The 16607-nt window shown below is 70.0% G+C and carries 15 protein-coding genes and 1 pseudogene; 10 read left to right on the forward strand and 6 right to left on the reverse strand.

The window, feature by feature from the left end:
• Positions 1–4: 4 nt before the first annotated feature.
• A pseudogene (locus SACTE_RS33170) lies at positions 5–136 on the reverse strand (GntR family transcriptional regulator); the annotation flags it as partial.
• Positions 137–243: 107 nt separating this feature from the next.
• On the reverse strand, positions 244–861 hold the full coding sequence (locus SACTE_RS13345) for a TetR/AcrR family transcriptional regulator C-terminal domain-containing protein (protein ID WP_014046558.1): 618 nt from the start codon (positions 859–861) through the stop codon (positions 244–246).
• Positions 862–921: 60 nt separating this feature from the next.
• On the opposite strand from SACTE_RS13345, the gene SACTE_RS13350 reads away from it, so the two are divergent.
• From SACTE_RS13350 to SACTE_RS13375, 6 genes are all read left to right on the forward strand, one after another.
• Positions 922–2391: an FAD-dependent monooxygenase gene (locus tag SACTE_RS13350; RefSeq protein WP_014046559.1), complete on the forward strand. Its 1470-nt coding sequence runs from the start codon at positions 922–924 to the stop codon at positions 2389–2391.
• Positions 2392–3006: 615 nt separating this feature from the next.
• Entirely contained in the window at positions 3007–3462 is a 456-nt protein-coding gene (locus SACTE_RS13355) for a hypothetical protein (protein WP_019993484.1), read from the forward strand.
• Positions 3463–3531: 69 nt separating this feature from the next.
• Positions 3532–4449, forward strand: coding sequence for a hypothetical protein (locus tag SACTE_RS13360; RefSeq protein WP_014046560.1), 918 nt, complete (start codon positions 3532–3534; stop codon positions 4447–4449).
• Positions 4450–4579: 130 nt separating this feature from the next.
• Positions 4580–5950, forward strand: coding sequence for a hypothetical protein (locus SACTE_RS13365; protein WP_019993483.1), 1371 nt, complete (start codon positions 4580–4582; stop codon positions 5948–5950).
• Positions 5947–6636 (forward strand): ABC transporter ATP-binding protein, encoded by a 690-nt coding sequence (locus SACTE_RS13370; protein ID WP_014046562.1) that lies wholly within the window; start codon positions 5947–5949, stop codon positions 6634–6636. The genes SACTE_RS13365 and SACTE_RS13370 overlap by 4 nt, the downstream gene beginning before the upstream one ends.
• Positions 6637–6671: 35 nt before the next feature.
• Positions 6672–7883, forward strand: coding sequence for an ABC transporter permease (locus tag SACTE_RS13375; protein ID WP_226995227.1), 1212 nt, complete (start codon positions 6672–6674; stop codon positions 7881–7883).
• Between the two features lie 108 nt (positions 7884–7991).
• On the opposite strand, the gene SACTE_RS13380 is transcribed toward SACTE_RS13375, so the two are convergent.
• Entirely contained in the window at positions 7992–8837 is an 846-nt protein-coding gene (locus SACTE_RS13380; RefSeq protein WP_019993482.1) for a hypothetical protein, read from the reverse strand.
• Positions 8838–9031: 194 nt separating this feature from the next.
• On the reverse strand, positions 9032–9655 hold the full coding sequence (locus tag SACTE_RS13385) for a peptidase inhibitor family I36 protein (RefSeq protein ID WP_014046565.1): 624 nt from the start codon (positions 9653–9655) through the stop codon (positions 9032–9034).
• Positions 9656–10400: 745 nt separating this feature from the next.
• Between SACTE_RS13385 and SACTE_RS13390 the strand changes: the two genes are divergently transcribed.
• On the forward strand, positions 10401–11570 hold the full coding sequence (locus tag SACTE_RS13390) for an Ig-like domain-containing protein (protein WP_037759234.1): 1170 nt from the start codon (positions 10401–10403) through the stop codon (positions 11568–11570).
• A 186-nt stretch (positions 11571–11756) separates the two neighbouring features.
• The gene (locus SACTE_RS13395) at positions 11757–12929 is read left to right on the forward strand and encodes a hypothetical protein (RefSeq protein WP_014046567.1); all 1173 of its coding nucleotides are present in this window, start codon (positions 11757–11759) and stop codon (positions 12927–12929) included.
• A 60-nt stretch (positions 12930–12989) separates the two neighbouring features.
• Here SACTE_RS13395 and SACTE_RS13400 read toward each other — a convergent pair whose 3' ends face one another.
• Positions 12990–14474 (reverse strand): penicillin-binding protein 2, encoded by a 1485-nt coding sequence (locus SACTE_RS13400; RefSeq protein WP_014046568.1) that lies wholly within the window; start codon positions 14472–14474, stop codon positions 12990–12992.
• Between the two features lie 147 nt (positions 14475–14621).
• Complete coding sequence (locus SACTE_RS13405) at positions 14622–15467, reverse strand: TIGR03619 family F420-dependent LLM class oxidoreductase (protein WP_014046569.1); 846 nt, start codon at positions 15465–15467, stop codon at positions 14622–14624.
• A 221-nt stretch (positions 15468–15688) separates the two neighbouring features.
• On the opposite strand from SACTE_RS13405, the gene SACTE_RS13410 reads away from it, so the two are divergent.
• Both SACTE_RS13410 and SACTE_RS13415 read left to right on the forward strand, forming a co-directional pair.
• Complete coding sequence (locus SACTE_RS13410) at positions 15689–15874, forward strand: hypothetical protein (protein WP_014046570.1); 186 nt, start codon at positions 15689–15691, stop codon at positions 15872–15874.
• Entirely contained in the window at positions 15864–16604 is a 741-nt protein-coding gene (locus SACTE_RS13415; RefSeq protein ID WP_019993477.1) for a hypothetical protein, read from the forward strand. The genes SACTE_RS13410 and SACTE_RS13415 overlap by 11 nt, the downstream gene beginning before the upstream one ends.
• Positions 16605–16607 lie beyond the last annotated feature (3 nt).

Raw genomic sequence — 16607 nt, forward strand, 5'->3', positions numbered from 1 at the left:
CGCGCACGCTGGAGCGCGCGACGCCGAGCGCGTCCGCGAGCCGGCGTTCCGCGGGCAGCCTGACGCCCGGCTTCAGGTCGCCCTCGTACAGGTGATCGACGGGCGGGCTCGGCGGCGTCACGCGCACAGGTGTCATGCATAGGACATGTAAAGAGCGCACGCGATGATCGCGCGAACACACCGCCCCGCGAGATGCCGATTCCGTTCCGGCGGGCGGGCTTCAGCTCCGGGTGCCGACCCGTCTCACGGCCCGAGGACGCGGGAGAGCCCGTAGTCGAAGCGCTCGTCGAAGGCCGCCTCCTCGAAGTGCGGGGCCACGCGGGACAGTGACGGGTAGTCACCCGCGCCCAGGCGGCGCGCGAAGGCTCCGCCCAGCGCGTCCGGCTGCGCCTGCTCCTCCTGGGTCAGCCCGAGGGTGAAGTAGACCAGCGTCCAGACCGTCCACACCGCCTCGCGCTCCTCCAGCCCGCCGGCCAGCAGCGCCTCCACCGTCAGCTCGGCGAACCGGAGCGTGGCGGGCTCGGCCGCGTATGTGCCGGCCACGATCCTGGCCCCGTCCCGGTGGGCGAGGAGGGCCCGGCGGTAGCGGTGGAACAGCTCACGGACGCGGAGTTCCCAGGGCTCGGGCAGCCCGTCGCAGGACACCTCGGCCAGGATCGCGTCGGCCATCAGCTCCAGCAGGCGCGCCTTGGTCTTCGCGTGCCAGAGCACCGTGTTCATCCGGACGCCGAGCCGGTCCGCGACGCCCCGGACCGAGAGCCCGTCCGCGCCCTTCTCGTCCAGCAGCTCCAAGGCCGCCCGCACCACCGCGCCAGGGTCGAGCCGGGTCCGGGCGGCGTCCTCCGCTTGCTTCTTGGTCACCGACCTAGTGTACTGGGCGGACCACCATTGGTCACTGACCAAGAGATCGAGGGAGTCGTCATGGAACACGTCGTCATCGCGGGAGGCGGGCCCACCGGCCTGTGGCTGGCCGCCGAACTGCGCCTGGCCGGGACCCCCGTCACCGTCCTGGAGGTCCTGCACGAGCGGGACCGGCACTCGAAGGCCCTCACCCTGCACCCGCGCACGCTGGAGATCCTGGCCTTCCGGGGCGTGGCGGAGCCCTTCCTCGCCGAGGGGCGGCGCATTCCCAGCGGCCACTTCGGCGGGCTGGACGACCGCATGGACTTCGCCGCCCTGGACACTCCGTACCCGTTCACACTCGCCCTGCCGCAGGCCCGGACCGAGGAGCTGCTGGAGGCCCACGCGGTGGCGTCCGGTGCCGCGATACGACGCGGGCACCGGGTGACCGGTCTCGCCCAGGACGCGGACGGGGTCGACGTCGAGGTGGCCGGCCCCGACGGGCCGTACACACTGCGCGCCGCCTACGTCGTCGGCTGCGACGGCACCCGGAGCACCGTGCGCGAGGCCGCGGGCATCGCCTTCCCCGGGACCGACGCCACGACGTGGGGCTGGCTCGGCGACGTCGTCCTGGACGCTCCGCCCGAGGGCGCGGTGTACGCCGCCTCGGGTCCGGCGGGCGGCGTCATGGTCGTCCCGATGCCGGACGGCGTCCACCGGATCGTCGGCGGCGACCCGGACAGCAACGGCCCCGACCACCCCGGCGAACTCACCCTGGACGCCCTGCGCGACAAGGTGACCCGGATCGCCGGCACCGACTTCGGCATGCGCGACCCGCACTGGCTCTCCCGGTTCGGCAACGCCACCCGCCAGGCCGCCGCGTACCGCGAGGGCCGTGTCCTGCTCGCGGGCGACGCGGCGCACATGCACTATCCGGCCGGGGGCGTCGGCCTCAACGTCGGACTCCAGGACGCCACCAACCTCGGCTGGAAACTGGCCGCGACACTGGCGGGCACGGCCCCCGACGGCCTGCTGGACAGCTACCACGCCGAACGCCACCCGGTGGGTGCCGACCTGCTGCTCAGCACCAGGGCCCAGACGGCCCTGATGAACGCCCAGTCGCCGGAGGGCCAGGACCTGCGGGCCCTGCTCAGCGGGCTCATCGCCACCGTCCCCGCGTTCTCGCGGAGCCTGGCCGAACGCCTCTCCGCGCTGGCGGTCGCCTATCCGCCCACGAGCCCCGCCCACCCGCTCACCGGGCACCGCGCGCCGAACCTCGAACTCGCGGGTGGCACCGACCTGTTCGACGCCCTGCGACCCGGCCGGTACGTCCTGGTGGACTTCACGGGCACCCCGGCCCCGGTCCCCGGAGCCGACGTGTACGCGGCGCCCCGGCCCGCCGGCCGACCCGCCTGGTCCACCGTGCGGACCGCGCTGATCCGCCCGGACGGACATGTCGCCCGGGTGAGCGACCAAGCGGACGCCGAGGGCCCGAGGTCCCAGGCGCGGACGACCGCGCCCGTCACCACCCGGCGCCACACCGGCAGCTGACTGCCCGACACCTGTTTCGGGCCACCGCGAGACCCCGGCGCGCCCCCTGAACCGTCCGCCCGGCGGACGGTTCAGGGCCAGTTGCCCCGATCGTGCCGGTGAGAAGTAATCGGCCACCTATGGATTGCTTTTGCGGCTTTTCGCTTCACCGCCGAACCGGAGACCCTTATCCCAAAAGCCGTCGACAAACAAGTTGATCACGGCTGGGTTTCGTGGTTGTATGGTGAAAGTCAGAGCTGAGTGGCGGCTTCTCTCGAGCACAGCGGTGGAGAAGCCTTTCAGGCACGTCAGCCCTGCCGGGCCCTTTTCTCAGGCGCCCACGATTTCACCGGCCGATGAGGCCGAGTTTCACCTGTTGCGATTACCGGGGGGTCGGTTATGAGCCAGACGTGGGAGCGCACCGGACATCGGTGGCGCGCAATGCACTCCGAGTTCACCGACGCGCCCGTAGCGACGATTTTCTGATCACCACGCCTACGCCGCAGTAATTCTTCCGGGCACCGGCCTGCGTATCGCCGGCGCCCCGTCAGGCGATTCATCTGAGCACGTAGCCGGCCATGTCCCGCGAGATGTCCGAGGGACCGGCTGTTCCAACGATACAGAGAAGGATTTCCCATGCCGAAAAACAACTCCACCGCCATGCGTGCCCTCGTCGTCGCGGGTGCCACCGCGCTGTCCACGCTGGCGCTCGGCGTCTCCGGCGCGTCCGCCTCTTCGCACACCTGCACCTACGACAACGCGTGCCTGTACGAGAACGCCGAGCTCGAGGGCATGTACCTGGACTCGAACTCCTCGCTCGCCATGTGGAGCCTTTCGCGCTACGCGGGCCAGCCGGACACCTACGGGAAGTCCCCCTACATGGGTGACGGCGTGAAGACCAACGCCAGCTCGCTGGACAACTGGGACATCGACAGCGTGATCGGCGTCTTCTACAACTCCAGCTACCGCGGCCCCTGCTTCACCGTCGGTGCCTACAAGAGAGCCATGAACTTCAAGTCGGTCACGCTGAGCAGCGGCGGCGGTGTCGCCAACGACCGGATGAACTCGCACCAGTTCAACAACGCCTGCTGACGATCACCTCGCCATGGCCAGGCCTCCCGCGCCGCGCGGGGGGCCTGGCATGCATGAAGGAACACCACTATGAAGATCACGCGTGCCGTGTCGGTACTGCTCACAGGACTGGTCGTCGCGGGCTGCTCGGCCGGGGAGCCGGACGGGCAGGGCGCCGGCCAGGAACCGCCCACCGTGAAGAACCTGACGGTGCGGACCGGTGCCGACATCCGCCTGCCGCTCGACTCCTACCGTCTGACGGCGGAACAGATCAACCAGTTCGCCAAGGCCTCCGAACTGCTCGCCGCGGACTGCATGAAGAGGTACGGATTCACCTGGGAGGTCTACGGCGGGGACGTCGCCGCCGTGAAGGACGCCCCCCAGGCGGAGCGCTACGGGCTGATCAGCGCCGACTTCGCGGCACGCTACGGCTACCACCCCACCCCGGACACCGCTGCGGAGGACACGGGCAGGTCCTTCAAGCGCAAGGTGGAACCCACTCCCGAGATGCTCATGGTGTACGGCGCGAAGGGCGCCAAGACCGACGCCGACTGGAAGGGTGCCGCCATTCCCGAGGGCGGATGCCTGGGAGAGGCCGAACGCAAGCTCGAGGACGGCGCCCCGGACTCGTACGTCGGCGGTGAGGTACAGAACATCAAGAACGAGGTGTTCGCCCAGGTCGAATCCGATCCGAGGCTCAAGAAGGCCATGGACGCGTGGAGCTCCTGCATGAAGTCCTCGGGATACGACTACAAGAACATCTGGGACGCGAACAACGACACGCGCTGGCAGCAGGGATCGACGGCTTCCCCGACCGAGATCGCGACCGCCACCGCAGACGTGGAATGCAAGTTCAAGTCGAAACTCCCCAGCGTCTACCTGTCGCTGGAGACGGCGTACGAGAACCAGCGGATCGACAGCAACGCCGAAGAGATGTCCGCGTTCAAGGCAGGTGTCGAAACCCGGATGAAGAACGCCGCCGACATCCTGGCCAAGAATCCCGCGTAACGCTTACTCCGCGCCACCCACCTACTGACCCAGCGAACCGAGAAGCGAGATGATGGTCGGAATCTTCGGCGGTCGCAACGCCGTTGAAAAAGGTACGGAGAATCGTGTCGGCCCGGCTCGCAGGAAGTGGGTGGCGGCCGTGGTGATCGGCGCCGTGGCCCTGACCGGTGCCGGTCTGGTCGCCTCCGTCGTGATCAAGTCACCTGCCCAGGCGCTCGCCGACGCCGGGCCGCCACCGCGGGACGTGCTGACCGCAGAGGTGGAACGCCGCGTGCTGGAGGACTCGGTGATCGTGCGGGGAAGCGTCACGGCCGCACAGTCACTGGAGATCACCCCCACCGTGCGCGGTGAGGACGGGGCGGGCGCTCCGGTGGTGACCAAGCTGGCCCTGCGGACGGGTGACACGGTCAAGGCGGGCCAGGTGCTCTTCGAGGTGTCCGGGCGGCCGGTGTTCGCGCTCAAGGGCAAGCTGCCGGTGTACCGGGACCTCAAGCCCGAGTCGTCCGGTGACGACGTGGCCCAGCTCCAGCGGGCCCTGGGCGAGCTCGGGCACGCCACCGGCGGCGACCGCTCCGGCTTCTTCGGCGCCGGGACGAAGGCCGCGCTGACGTCCTTCTACGCGTCCGTCGGCTACGAGCCCGTACCCGCGCAGGCGGACGGCGGCAGCGCCGTGGCGGAGGCGCAGAACGCGGTGACGGCTGCGGAACGCGCTCTGGAGGACCTCCGTGACGCCGCGGCCCCGACCGCCGGGCAGGGCGCGCGGAAGGGTGCCGACGACGACGGGACGGCCGTCAGCCGGCAGAGGGCCGAGGAGCGTGCCCTGGCCGACCGTGACGAGGCCCGGCAGACCCTCGCGGACGCCCGGGCCGCCGACGGTCCCATGCTGCCGGCCGGCGAGGTCGTCTACATGGAGGGCTTCCCCGCCCGCGTCGACGCGGTGACGGCGAAGGTCGGTACCTCGGTCGAGGGGCCGGTCATGACCCTGTCGGCGGGCGCGCTCGTGGTGCAGGGGCATCTGCAGAGCTACCAGAAGGGGCTCGTCCGCGTCGGCCAGAAGGTCGAGATCCTTTCGGAGGTCAGCGGCGTCACCGCCGCGGCCCGGGTCGAGCTGGTGTCGAGCACCCCGGAGACCGGACAGGACCAGTCCCCGAGCGGGGAGGCGGGTGCCGCTCCCGCGGCACCGGCGGCGGGCGAGTACCGCCTGGAGGTCCGCCCGGACAAGCCGCTGGACACCCAGCTCGTCGGCCAGGACGTCCGCCTGACCATCCAGGCCGCCTCGACGAAGGGCAAGGCACTGGTCGTCCCGATCTCCGCCATCTCCTCCGCGGCCGACGGCAGAACCGTCGTCACGGTCCAGGAAGCGGACGGCACCCAGCGCCGCGTGCGGGTGCGTCCCGGCACCACGGGCGACGGGTACGCCGAGATCGTCCCGCAGAACGGCGACGCCCTGTCGGTCGGGGACAAGGTCGTGACCGGCACCGACGGGGGGACCCAGCGGTGACCCCGCCCGCCCCCGTCATCGAGTTCCGCCAGGTCGGTCTGACGTATCCCGGTCCGCCCCCCGTGGAGGCGCTCCGCCCCTGCGACCTGGTCATCGAGCCGGGCGAGTTCGTGTCGATCGTCGGCCCCTCGGGGTCCGGCAAGTCGACCTTCCTCAACATCGCCGGACTCCTGGACAAACCGACCACGGGGACCTACCTCCTGGACGGGATCGACACCACGACGCTCAAGGACAGCGATGTGACGTCGGTGCGCGGCCGGCGCATCGGCTTCGTCTTCCAGTCCTTCCACCTGCTCCCCCACCGCTCGGCGCTGGAGAACGTCATGCTCGCCATGACCTACAACGGCGTACCCCGTGCGGAGCGGGCGGAGCGGGCGCGGGAGGCGCTGGCGTGCGTGGGGCTCGGCCACCGTGTCGCGGCCATGCCCAGCACGCTCTCCGGCGGGGAGAGGCAACGCTGCGCCATAGCGCGGGCCCTGGTGGCCCGGCCCTCCCTGCTGCTGTGCGACGAGCCCACCGGCAACCTCGACACCGCCAACACCGCCACGGTGCTCAGGCTTCTGGAGACCCTTCACGACGGGGGCATGACCGTCCTGGTCATCACCCATGAGCCGGAGGTGGCGGCCCGGGGCAGCCGGACCGTGGCCATCCGCGACGGCCTGCTGAGCGAGCAGGTGATGAGGTGAAGAGGTTCCGCACCGGCCGGCGCGGCGACCCGGCCATCCCGTCGTCGGTCTTCGGGGCGCGCGACATCCTGGCCGAGTCCGTCGCGGGCATGCTGCAGCGGCCCGCCCGCTCGGCCCTGACCACCCTGGGCACGGTCCTGGGCGTCGGCACCTTCGTGGCGATCCTGGGGCTCACCGCGACCACGTCCTCCCAGATCGATTCCCGGTTCAATCTGCTGTCCGCCACCGAGGTGACGGTCGAGGACGTCGCCCGGGAGCAGGACGAGTTCGCGGACGCCGCCTTCCCCGACGACGCCGACGCCACGATCGAGGGTCTCAACGGGGTGGAGCACGCGGGGGTGTTCTGGAGCGTCCGGCTGCCCCCGGGGTCGACGGTCAAGTCCTCCCCCGTCGGGGACGCCGCCGTGGGCGAGAAGATCGACGTCGTCGCCGCCTCCCCGGGCGCGCTGCGAGCGGCCGTTCCCACCCTCGCCCAGGGACGGCTCTTCGACACCTACCTCTCCGAGACCTCCCAGCCCGTCGCCGTCATCGGCTCGGGCATGGCGTCACGGCTGGGCATCACGACCTTGCAGACCCAGCCGGCCATCTTCATCGGCGACACCCCCTTCACCGTCATCGGCATCGTCTCCGACGTCCGGCGCAAGGCCGATCTGCTGCTGTCGGTCGTGGTGCCCGGCACCACGGCGGAGAAGGTGTGGGGCCATCCCGCGGACGCCGGGACGAAGATGCTGATCTCCACCGAGGCGGGCGCCGCCCGGCAGGTCTCCGAACTCGCCCCGACGGCGCTGCGCCCGGACCATCCCGAGTACCTGAAGGTGATACCGCCGCCCGACCCCAAGGCCCTGCGGACGAGTGTCACCTCGGACCTCAACCAGCTCTTCCTGCTGCTGGCGGCCATCTGCCTGGTGATCGGTGCCGTCGGCATCGCCAACACGACGCTCGTCGCGGTCCTCGAACGCACCGGTGAGATAGGGCTCCGCCGGGCCCTGGGCGCGCGGGGGCGGCACATCACCGTTCAGTTCCTCGCCGAGTCCGGCACGCTCGGCGCACTGGGCGGGCTCGTCGGGACCAGCCTCGGCACGATCACGGTGGTGATCGTGGCCGTCGTACGGGAGTGGACGCCGGTGATCCACACGGCCACCGTCGCCGCCGCACCCGTCATCGGTCTCGTCACCGGTCTGGTCGCCGGCCTGTACCCCGCCTGGCGGGCCAGCCGGGTACCGCCGGCCGAGGCCCTCCGGCGCTGACCAACGGCACGGGGCACACGACGGGACGCGCCGGAGGGAGACCTCCGGCGCGTTCCGCTTCAAGGGGCACGTCCGCCCGCCAGGTGTCACGGGAGAGCCCTCGGGGGGTCAGGAGGAGGGCGGCGACCAGTCCATGTCGCCGCGGATCGCCGGGAGGAACGGGGCACCGATGCGGTGCTTCTCCAGCACCGATGCGACGTTCGACCTGACCGTCCTGGCGAAGCGCGTGCTGTCGGCCCACTTCGCCGCGTTCCGGGCGGTCTCCGCCGCCTGGTAGCGGGCGTCCGCCTCGTACCAGAGCGCGGCGACGTCCGACGTGCGGCGGCATCCGGTGTCCGCCACGGCCAGCTCGGTCTCGGCACTGCCCGCCCGGGGGCGCTCCCTCGTCTTCTCCAGGCTGTTCACCGCGGCGAACACGTCGGCGGGGAACGAGTACCCGTGGTCCTTCATGCAGGAGGACCATTTCGCCTCGGCCGCGTGGACCTTCGGCTCGCTCCTCGACTCGAAGAACGATTTCACCTGGAGGTCGTTGGCCCAGGCGATGTGCTCGCCGTAAACGGCGGACGTCATGTTCTCGTCCCCGCTCAGCGTCCGCTGTGCCTCACCGATGCATCCCTCTTTCGGTATCGGCTTCCCCTCGAAGGAAGGAGGGGCCGAAGAGGAATCGTCCGGCGAACCGGAGTCGTCGGCGTCGACCACACCGTAGGTGACGATCGTCTCGTCGGCCGAGATCTCCTTCTGCCCGCCGTCCGTGGCCGGTGCGGGCATCCAGTATCCGTAGTCCGCCGCCCGTTTCTGGTCCAGCAGGCCGTAACGCCGCTCCAGAAGTGAGGTGGGGCCGAAGAAACTCGTGTTCGGCTTGTTCGCCGGTTCCAGCCCGAAGCGTTTCAGGCATTCACCGACCAGCACATTCACGGCGAGGTCTTCCGCCGCCAGGTCCAGATGGCTGCGCATGACGTCCTGGACGGGAAGTCGCCACGAGGACGTCGCATTTCCGGGCGGGGTCGCGGAAGCGGAGCCGGCCGCCGCTCCGGAGTCGTGGGACGCTCCGCCCGGCCCGCACGCGGTGACGAGAAGGGCGCAGCCCGCAGCCGCCCAGACCGTGGAAAAGCGCCTGTGGCCGCTGCGGGTACGCGTCGAGTTCGAGATCATCCGGTGTAGGGCTGGCCCGAGGCGTTCTCGTTGTAGGTGAAGTCCAGGTTACGGCCCGAGTTCGCCAGAGCGATGTCCGCGGGACCGCTGTAACCGCTCAGGTAGTAGACGGCGTACTTGCCGCTCCTGGAGTTCTGGATGGACGCGGCGTTGTTCTTCACGGCCTGGCCGCTGCCGTTACCCGTGCCATAGAAGGTGTAACCCGCGTAGTTGGAAATCGAAAGCGGCTTGCCGTCGTTGCCCTGACGGAAAACCGCGCCCGCGCGGCCCGAGTTGTAGTAAAGGCAGGCGAATCCGCTGGAGCAGGGGTAATCCGCGGCGAGCAGCGTGCCGTCCGCGGTCCGCGCCTGCAGTTCCACCTCGCCGTTCGCCTTACGCACGGCGACCAGCGGCAGGGATCCGCTCGGGGACCGGTCGAGACCGAGCGCTCTCTCCTCGGCCTCCTTCGCCGCCTTGTGTGCCAGGTGCTCGGGGTCGAGCTTCCCGTCGGCGGCGGCCTGCTCCTGGCTCACTCCGGCCGGCAGGACCGGCTCGGTCTCCGAGGCCAGCGCCGTACCCGCGGTGGTGGCCACCAGAGCGGCCACACCGATACCCACGGCCAGCGATCGCGCGACGTTCATATGTGTGTCCTTTTCGTGAGTGCCAACAGATGCCGCCCGGACCGGCACGCGGATGCGCGCAGGCACGAAGGAGCCCTCGGACTCACCGAAGAACGCAGTCGGTCGGGCCCCCCACGGCGACCAACCCGTTGATCATATTGATCTCCGACGCGCGGTGGCAAGGGATTTGACGCGGCATCAGTGCAGGCCGTCGCGGTGCGGACCGCTGCGGAGGGCTCCGCGCCCCGCCTCTCGTGGCACCACGGGCTCACGCCGCGCACACGAAATCTCCACCTTCGCCGGGCGCGGTCCGGGCGCCCGGGAGGGCCATGGACGGACCACCGGAAGGGCTCGCCCGGCGGCCCGGTCCCCAGGGGGTCGAGGGCCACGGGACGAGCCCGGTACGCCGGCGGGCCGACACGCGACGCGTCCCGCGAAGCCCCCTCGCGGGCTGCCGCGGCGCCGCCCTCCCCCACCGACGGCGCACGGCGGACCCGCACCGGATCGGCCGGAACCACGCGCGTACGCTCCGCGTCCTGAGTCGTCGGACTCGGGAGAGCACCGCACCTTCCGCCGAAGGACACCGATGCCGAATCGGGCCGAGAACACTCCACGCCGGACGGCCGATCCGGCACTTTTCTCCATCACCGAACCTTCCTGCACCATCCAGCGACAGGGAATACGAATGACATCTCAGGTCAGCACGGCGTTCACCCGGTCCGGCCGCGCACGGCGCCTTTCGCGACCCGCTTACGTCACGGTCGCACTGCTCGTGGGTGCTTTCTCTCTGACCTCGTGCAGCGACGCACCGGACAACGATGTGAAGGATTCCGCCGCCGCCTCTCCCACCACCACCGCACCCCGCGCCGAGGTCGACATCTCGGCAGAGAACGGGTCGACCGGGGCCAGCATCAACGCGACGCGTGTCATATCCCGGAACGCCACCCTGACAAAGGTGACGATGAGCCGTGTCGACACGGGTTCCGCCGTCGAAGGGGCCATGTCCTCCGACAGGAAGAGCTGGAAGCCTTCCGCACAGCTCGAACGGGGGACGAGATATGAGATCACCGCGGAAGGAAAGGGATCGGAAGGAAATACGGTGGTGGAACACTCCGCCTTCACAACCGTGTCGAACGGAAACAGTTTCATAGGGACCTTCACCCCGGACAACGGCACCACGGTCGGCGTGGGTATGCCCGTATCCTTCACCTTCGACAAGGCGATCACGGACAAAAAGGCCGTCCAGTCGCACATCACCGTGACCTCCAGCAGCGGCCAGGAGGTCAGCGGTCACTGGTTCGGGGAACAGCGTCTCGACATCCGCCCGAAGGATTACTGGGAGCCCGGATCCACGGTGACGATGAAGCTCGATCTCGACGGGGTGGAGGGCGCGTCGGGAATCTACGGAGTCCAGTCCAAGACGGTGACGTTCACCGTCGGACGTTCCCAGGTCTCCTCGGTGGACATGAACACCCAGACAATGACGGTCACGCGCGACGGAAAGGTCTTCAAGGAGCTCCCCATATCCGGTGGCAGCCCCCAGAACCCCACCTACAACGGCCAGATGGTGATTTCGGAGAAGTTCGAGAAGACGCACATGGACAGTTCCACGGTCGGTTTCGGAGGCGAGTACAACTTCACCGACGTTCCGCACGCCATGCGCCTGTCCACGTCCGGGACCTTCGTGCACGGCAACTACTGGGGCAACCCCTCGGTGTTCGGCAGCGCGGGCACCAGTCACGGGTGCATCGGGCTGCGCGACGTCCAGGGCGGAGGGTCCGACACCCCCGCCAAGTGGTTCTACGACCACTCCCTCGTCGGGGACGTGATCACCGTCAAGAACTCCCCCGACGCGGAGAAGAGCATCAAGCCGGACAACGGTCTCAACGGCTGGAACATGGACTGGGAGACGTGGACGGCCGGCTCCGCCGTCTGACCGGGGCTCGGTGGCGAGGCGTCCCGTGCGGGCCTCGGCCGCCCCGGGGCGGGCCACCGGCCCCCGGTGGCCCGCCCCGGGCCCGTCAGCGCGCCGCGCCCGCCCGTGATCCGCACGTGATCACCACCCCGTAATCTCCAGCTCCGTCAGGAGCTTGACGGGGTGCGATCACATCGGGGGACGTTCATGACATACCGGCGCGCGGCGATACCGGCACTGGTCGGTGGGATGCTGCTGACGGCGCTGCTGTGGTGGGCGGGGGCGAGCGCGAACGCGCTGCACCTCCAGGGCGCCACGGACGCGCTCGGCGGGCGGCTGGTCGCCGATCTCCAGTACTGGCTCTCCCCGTGGTCGTACGACCCTCCCGACGCGCTCCGGTTCGGCACCGGGGTGCTGGGCGAGATCGGGGAGCCCGGCGGCGCGGACGCCTCCCGGTACCTGGCGCTGCACGAGACCGCGATGCAGATCCGGTTCGCGGCGGTCTTCGCCTTCTTCGTCCCCGGGGCGCTGCTCCTGGTCCGCAGGCTGCCGCCGGTGAACCGCCGGGCCGTGGGCACGCTTCTCGCCGTGTGGGCCTGGGGCATGGTGGCCGGGATGCTGGCGGCGACCGTCTCCGCACCGTGGCTGATCGCCTCGAACGGACGCGGAAGTTACCGGATCCTGCCCCAGCTGGCGAGCATGGCCTCCTCCGGGCATCAGATCACCGTGGTGGCCTCGCTCGTCGCGGCCGCGGCGGTCGTGCTCACCGCGCGGATCACCGCGAAGGGGGCGGGCCCGCTGCCGCTGAAGGACGTGCCGGCGCGGGCCGCCCGGACGGCCGCGAGCGCCGGTACCGCCGTGGTCGCCCTGTCCCTGGTGGTCCTCTCCTACGAGTCGGTGGCCGCGTCCATCCAGACGGTCTCGCTGCCGGGCCGGCTGCTCTCCGAACCCGGGGAACTGCTGCGCACATGGCTGCTGCTCGGCGGCTGGTCGGCCCCGGCCGGCGGTTCGCTCGGGCACTGGCTCGTGTACCGCCTCGCCGACGTGGCGCTGCTCGCCGTGGTGTGGTGGGCGCTGCGGCTGCTGCCCGTCCTGCTCACCCGGGCCACCGTGCCGGCGACGGCGGTCGGCGGGGTCTGCGCGACCGTCCTCGGGCTGCTGGTGAACCAGCTGTTCCAGTTCGTGGTGATCGGGACGGACTCGAGCATGCGGTGGGGCTGGCGGTATCTGACCGGCGCCCTGGGCAGCGGCGTCCCGGCGGCTCTGACCTGCGGCCTGCTGGCAGGGCTCGCCACCGCCGTGACCCTGCGGCTGGCCGGGAGCCGGGCGGGGGACGGCGGCACCCCGGCCCCCGCCCCCGCCGTGACCCCCGCCGGATGACAGAGCCCCCGCCCGGCGCGTCGCCGGGCGGGGGCTCCTGTCCCAGGGGTGCGTGCGGGGCTACTTCCCGAGCACCGCCCGCATCACGCTCCTGGCGATCGGGGCGCCGAGGCGGCCACCGGAGATGTCGGAGCGGGAGATGTCCATCGCCGTCGGGTCGATGAACACCGCGACCGCCACCGACCGGCCGTCCGACGCCTTGCCGTAGGAGACGAACCAGCCGTACGGGACTTCCTTGCTCACGTCGTTGCCGCGCTGGGCCGTACCCGTCTTGCCGCCCACCGTCACGCCGTCGATCAGCGCCTTCTGGGCGCTGCCCTCCTTGGCGGTGAACTCCATCATCTCCTGGACCTTCTTGGCCGTCTCCGGGGAGACCGCCTGGCTCATCTCCTTCGGGTCGTGCCGCTCCAGGGTCGAGAGGTCCGGCCCGCGCAACTCCTCGACGATGTGCGGCTGCATCAGCTTGCCGTCGTTGGCGAGCGCCGCCGTCACCATCGCCATCTGCATCGGGGTGCTCGTCAGGCTGCCCTGGCCCATACCCGTCAGCGCGGTGCCGGGCTTGTCGAGCTCCTCGGGGTAGAGGCTCTTCGTGGCGAGCAGGTCGCCGAACTCCTCCGAGTAGACGTCCTTGTTGAAGCCGAACTTCTCGGCCGTCTCGCGCATCTTCTCGTCGCCGACCTTCAGCGCGGCGTCCAGGAAGACGTTGTTGCAGGAGTACTGCATGGCCGTCTTCATCGACGCCTTGTTGCACGTCGCGTCGCCGGCCTCACTGCTGATCTTCGACGTCGACTGCGGCAGCGGGTACGGGGAGACCGCGTCGGTCGGCGCGTTGACGTCCGTCACGACACCGGCCTCCAGAGCGGCGGCGGCCGTGAGGATCTTGAAGGTGGAACCGGGCGGGAAGGTCTCACGCAGCGGCCGGTTGGCCAGCGGCTTGCTCTTGTCGTCCACGAGCGCCTGGAACTTGTCGCCCTCCTTGAAGGAGTTCCCGGCGAAGACCGAGGGGTCGTACGAGGGGGTCGAGACCAGGGCGAGCACCTTGCCGGTCGACGGCTCCAGCGCGACGACCGCGCCCCGGGCGTCCAGGTCCGTCAGGCCCTTGTAGGCCTCCTTCTGCGCCTTGGGGTCGATCGTGGTGATCACGTCGCCGCCGCGCCGCGGTTCACCGGTGAGGATGCCCTTGGCCTGCTGGAAGGCGAACCGCTCGTCCTCGCCGCTGAGGATGGAGTCGTACGTGTTCTCCAGGAGGGACATGCCCTGCGCCTGTGAGGCGTAGCCGGTGACCGGGGCGTACATCTTGCCCTGCTTGAAGGTGCGCTGGTACTTGAAGTCGGTCCCCTCGACCTCCTTCGACCCGGTGATCGCCTTGCCGCCCACGATGATGTCGCCGCGCGGCGTCGCGAACTGGGTGATCTTCACCCGGCGGTTGTGCTCGTGGGTGGCCAGTTCCTCGCTCTTGGCATATTGCAGCCAGTTCGTCCGAATCAGCAGGGCCAGCATCAGCAGTCCGCAGAAGATGGCTATGTGGCGCAACGGCCTGTTCATCGTGCTCCCGCTCCCAGGCAGCCGGGCACACACGCACACGGGCCGCACCATCGATGTCCGGAGGTGATAGATGCGATTTTAGCCTCGCCGGTTCCACCCCTTGCCCGGGCCACCGCGAATCGGGCCGGCCCCGCCGGGGAGGGCCCCTCAGAGGTACGCCGCGTACGCGTCCAGCGCCCGCAGCACCTCCGTCTCCCCGGCCGACGGGAGGTGCAGCACGACCTCCTCGATCCCCAGCTCCGCGTAGTGCGCCAGCTTGCCGGGGCCGGGCACGACGGCGTACGGCACCACCTGGAGGTGCCCGGGGTCGCGGCCCGCCGCCTCCCATTCCGTACGCAGCTTCGGCAGCGCCTCGGTCAGCCCCCGCCCGCCGATCGGCAGCCAGCCGTCCGCGTCCCGGGCGATCTGCGCGAAGAGCTTCGGGCCCGCCGCCCCGCCGATCAGGGTGCGGGGGCCGTTCACCGGACCGCGCCGTCCCTGCACCGGCTTGGGGTAGGCGTGGCTCGCCCGCACCGACGCGAACCGGCCCTCGTAGGCGGTGGGTTCGTCCGCCCACAGGGCACGCATCAGCGCCAGCCGGTCGCTGCCCAGGGACCGCCGCGTCGCCCACTCGACCCCGTGGTCGGCCGCCTCCTCCACGTTCCAGCCGAAGCCGATCCCGAGGGTGAGGCGTCCGGCGGAGAGGTGGTCCAGGGTGGCGGCCTGCTTGGCCAGGTCGATGGGGTCGTGCTGGGCGATCAGCGTGATGCCGGTGCCCAGCGCCAGCCGCTCGGTGACCGCCGCCGCCTGCGCCAGCGCCACGAAGGGGTCCAGCGTCCGCCCGTACTCGGCCGGAAGCTCGCCACCCGCCGGGTAGGGGGTCTCCCGGCTGACGGGGATGTGGGTGTGCTCGGGCAGGTACAGCCCGTGGAACCCGCGCTGCTCCAGCTCACGCGCGAGCCGTACCGGCGTGATCGTCTCGTCGGTGAGGAAGATCGTTGTGGCGATCCGCATGCGAGGCACCTCCGTGGTCGGCCGTGACCGGTCCAACGTAAGCCGTGCGGCGGGCGGAGACACCTCTGTGAGGCAAAGCTCAGCACGTCGTTCCCTTGTTCGCCTGACTGGTCACGGGCAGTCGGACGTCAGGACCCGTGCGGGTGACTTTCGGCGAGAGTGACAGCATGGTTGTCAGTACCCCCTGCTTGACTACGGCCATCGACACCGGGGAGCGAGTTATGCCGACTGTGATCCATAGGACGCGCAGCGAGCTTGTGGAGCAGCGTGAGAGGCTGCTGGCTGACGTCCACATGAGCTATGAAGAGCTGGCGGAGCGCGCGGCAACATACAGTCTCAGCCTGCGCGAGCTGGACGTTTGGCACACCATCGAAGGACTCGACTACCTTCTTGACGGTGACAGCTGACAAGGCCAAGGCCCTTGATGTGCTGGCGGAGGGCTTCGCCGACCAACTGACGTCGTTGACGCGGGGTGTCCTCGGTGAGGACACCCCGCGTTTCCATGCTCTGAACATGGGGTCGCGGATCAGGGTCTCTCCGATAACCGACAGCGAGGTCGAACAGCGCATCCCCGTACGGATCGGTGGCGAGGAGCGTCTTAGCCTGGGTGTCCGGTACTTCTGCTGCTGGGACGGCTCCAGCACGTACATGGCCACCGACCAGGCCGACCTGCACCTGTTCTACGCGGGCGTTCCCGATCCGCTGTTGCGCTACGAATATGTGCGGAACAGCAAGGAGCCGCCGGGTGCGCACCTTCAGATCCACGCCCATCGCGACGAGATGGCATACCTGCTGCGCCTGGCTGAGCGTGGGCGGCCGAAGCATGGTCTGAAGCGAGACAGGTTGCCTCGTCTGGCAGAGATGCACCTGCCGGTCGGTGGGCACCGGATGCGGCCGGCGTTGGAGGACGTACTCCTGTTCATGCAGCGGGAGTTCGCGATCGACACGGAGCCGGGGTGGAAGGCCGTGGTCGACGAACACCTGCGGAACTGGCGGTTGATGCAGTTGAGGACCGCGGTGAGGGATGCGCCGGACACGGCCGCCCAGGTACTGCGCGGCCTGGGGTACACGGTGGTAGAGCCGCAGGTTCCGGCTGCCCGTCACGCGTCGGACGAGAGCAAGCTCTTCTGGCCGTAGCGC

It is taken from the genome of Streptomyces sp. SirexAA-E (assembly GCF_000177195.2).
In the GTDB taxonomy this organism is placed as follows: domain Bacteria; phylum Actinomycetota; class Actinomycetes; order Streptomycetales; family Streptomycetaceae; genus Streptomyces; species Streptomyces flavovirens.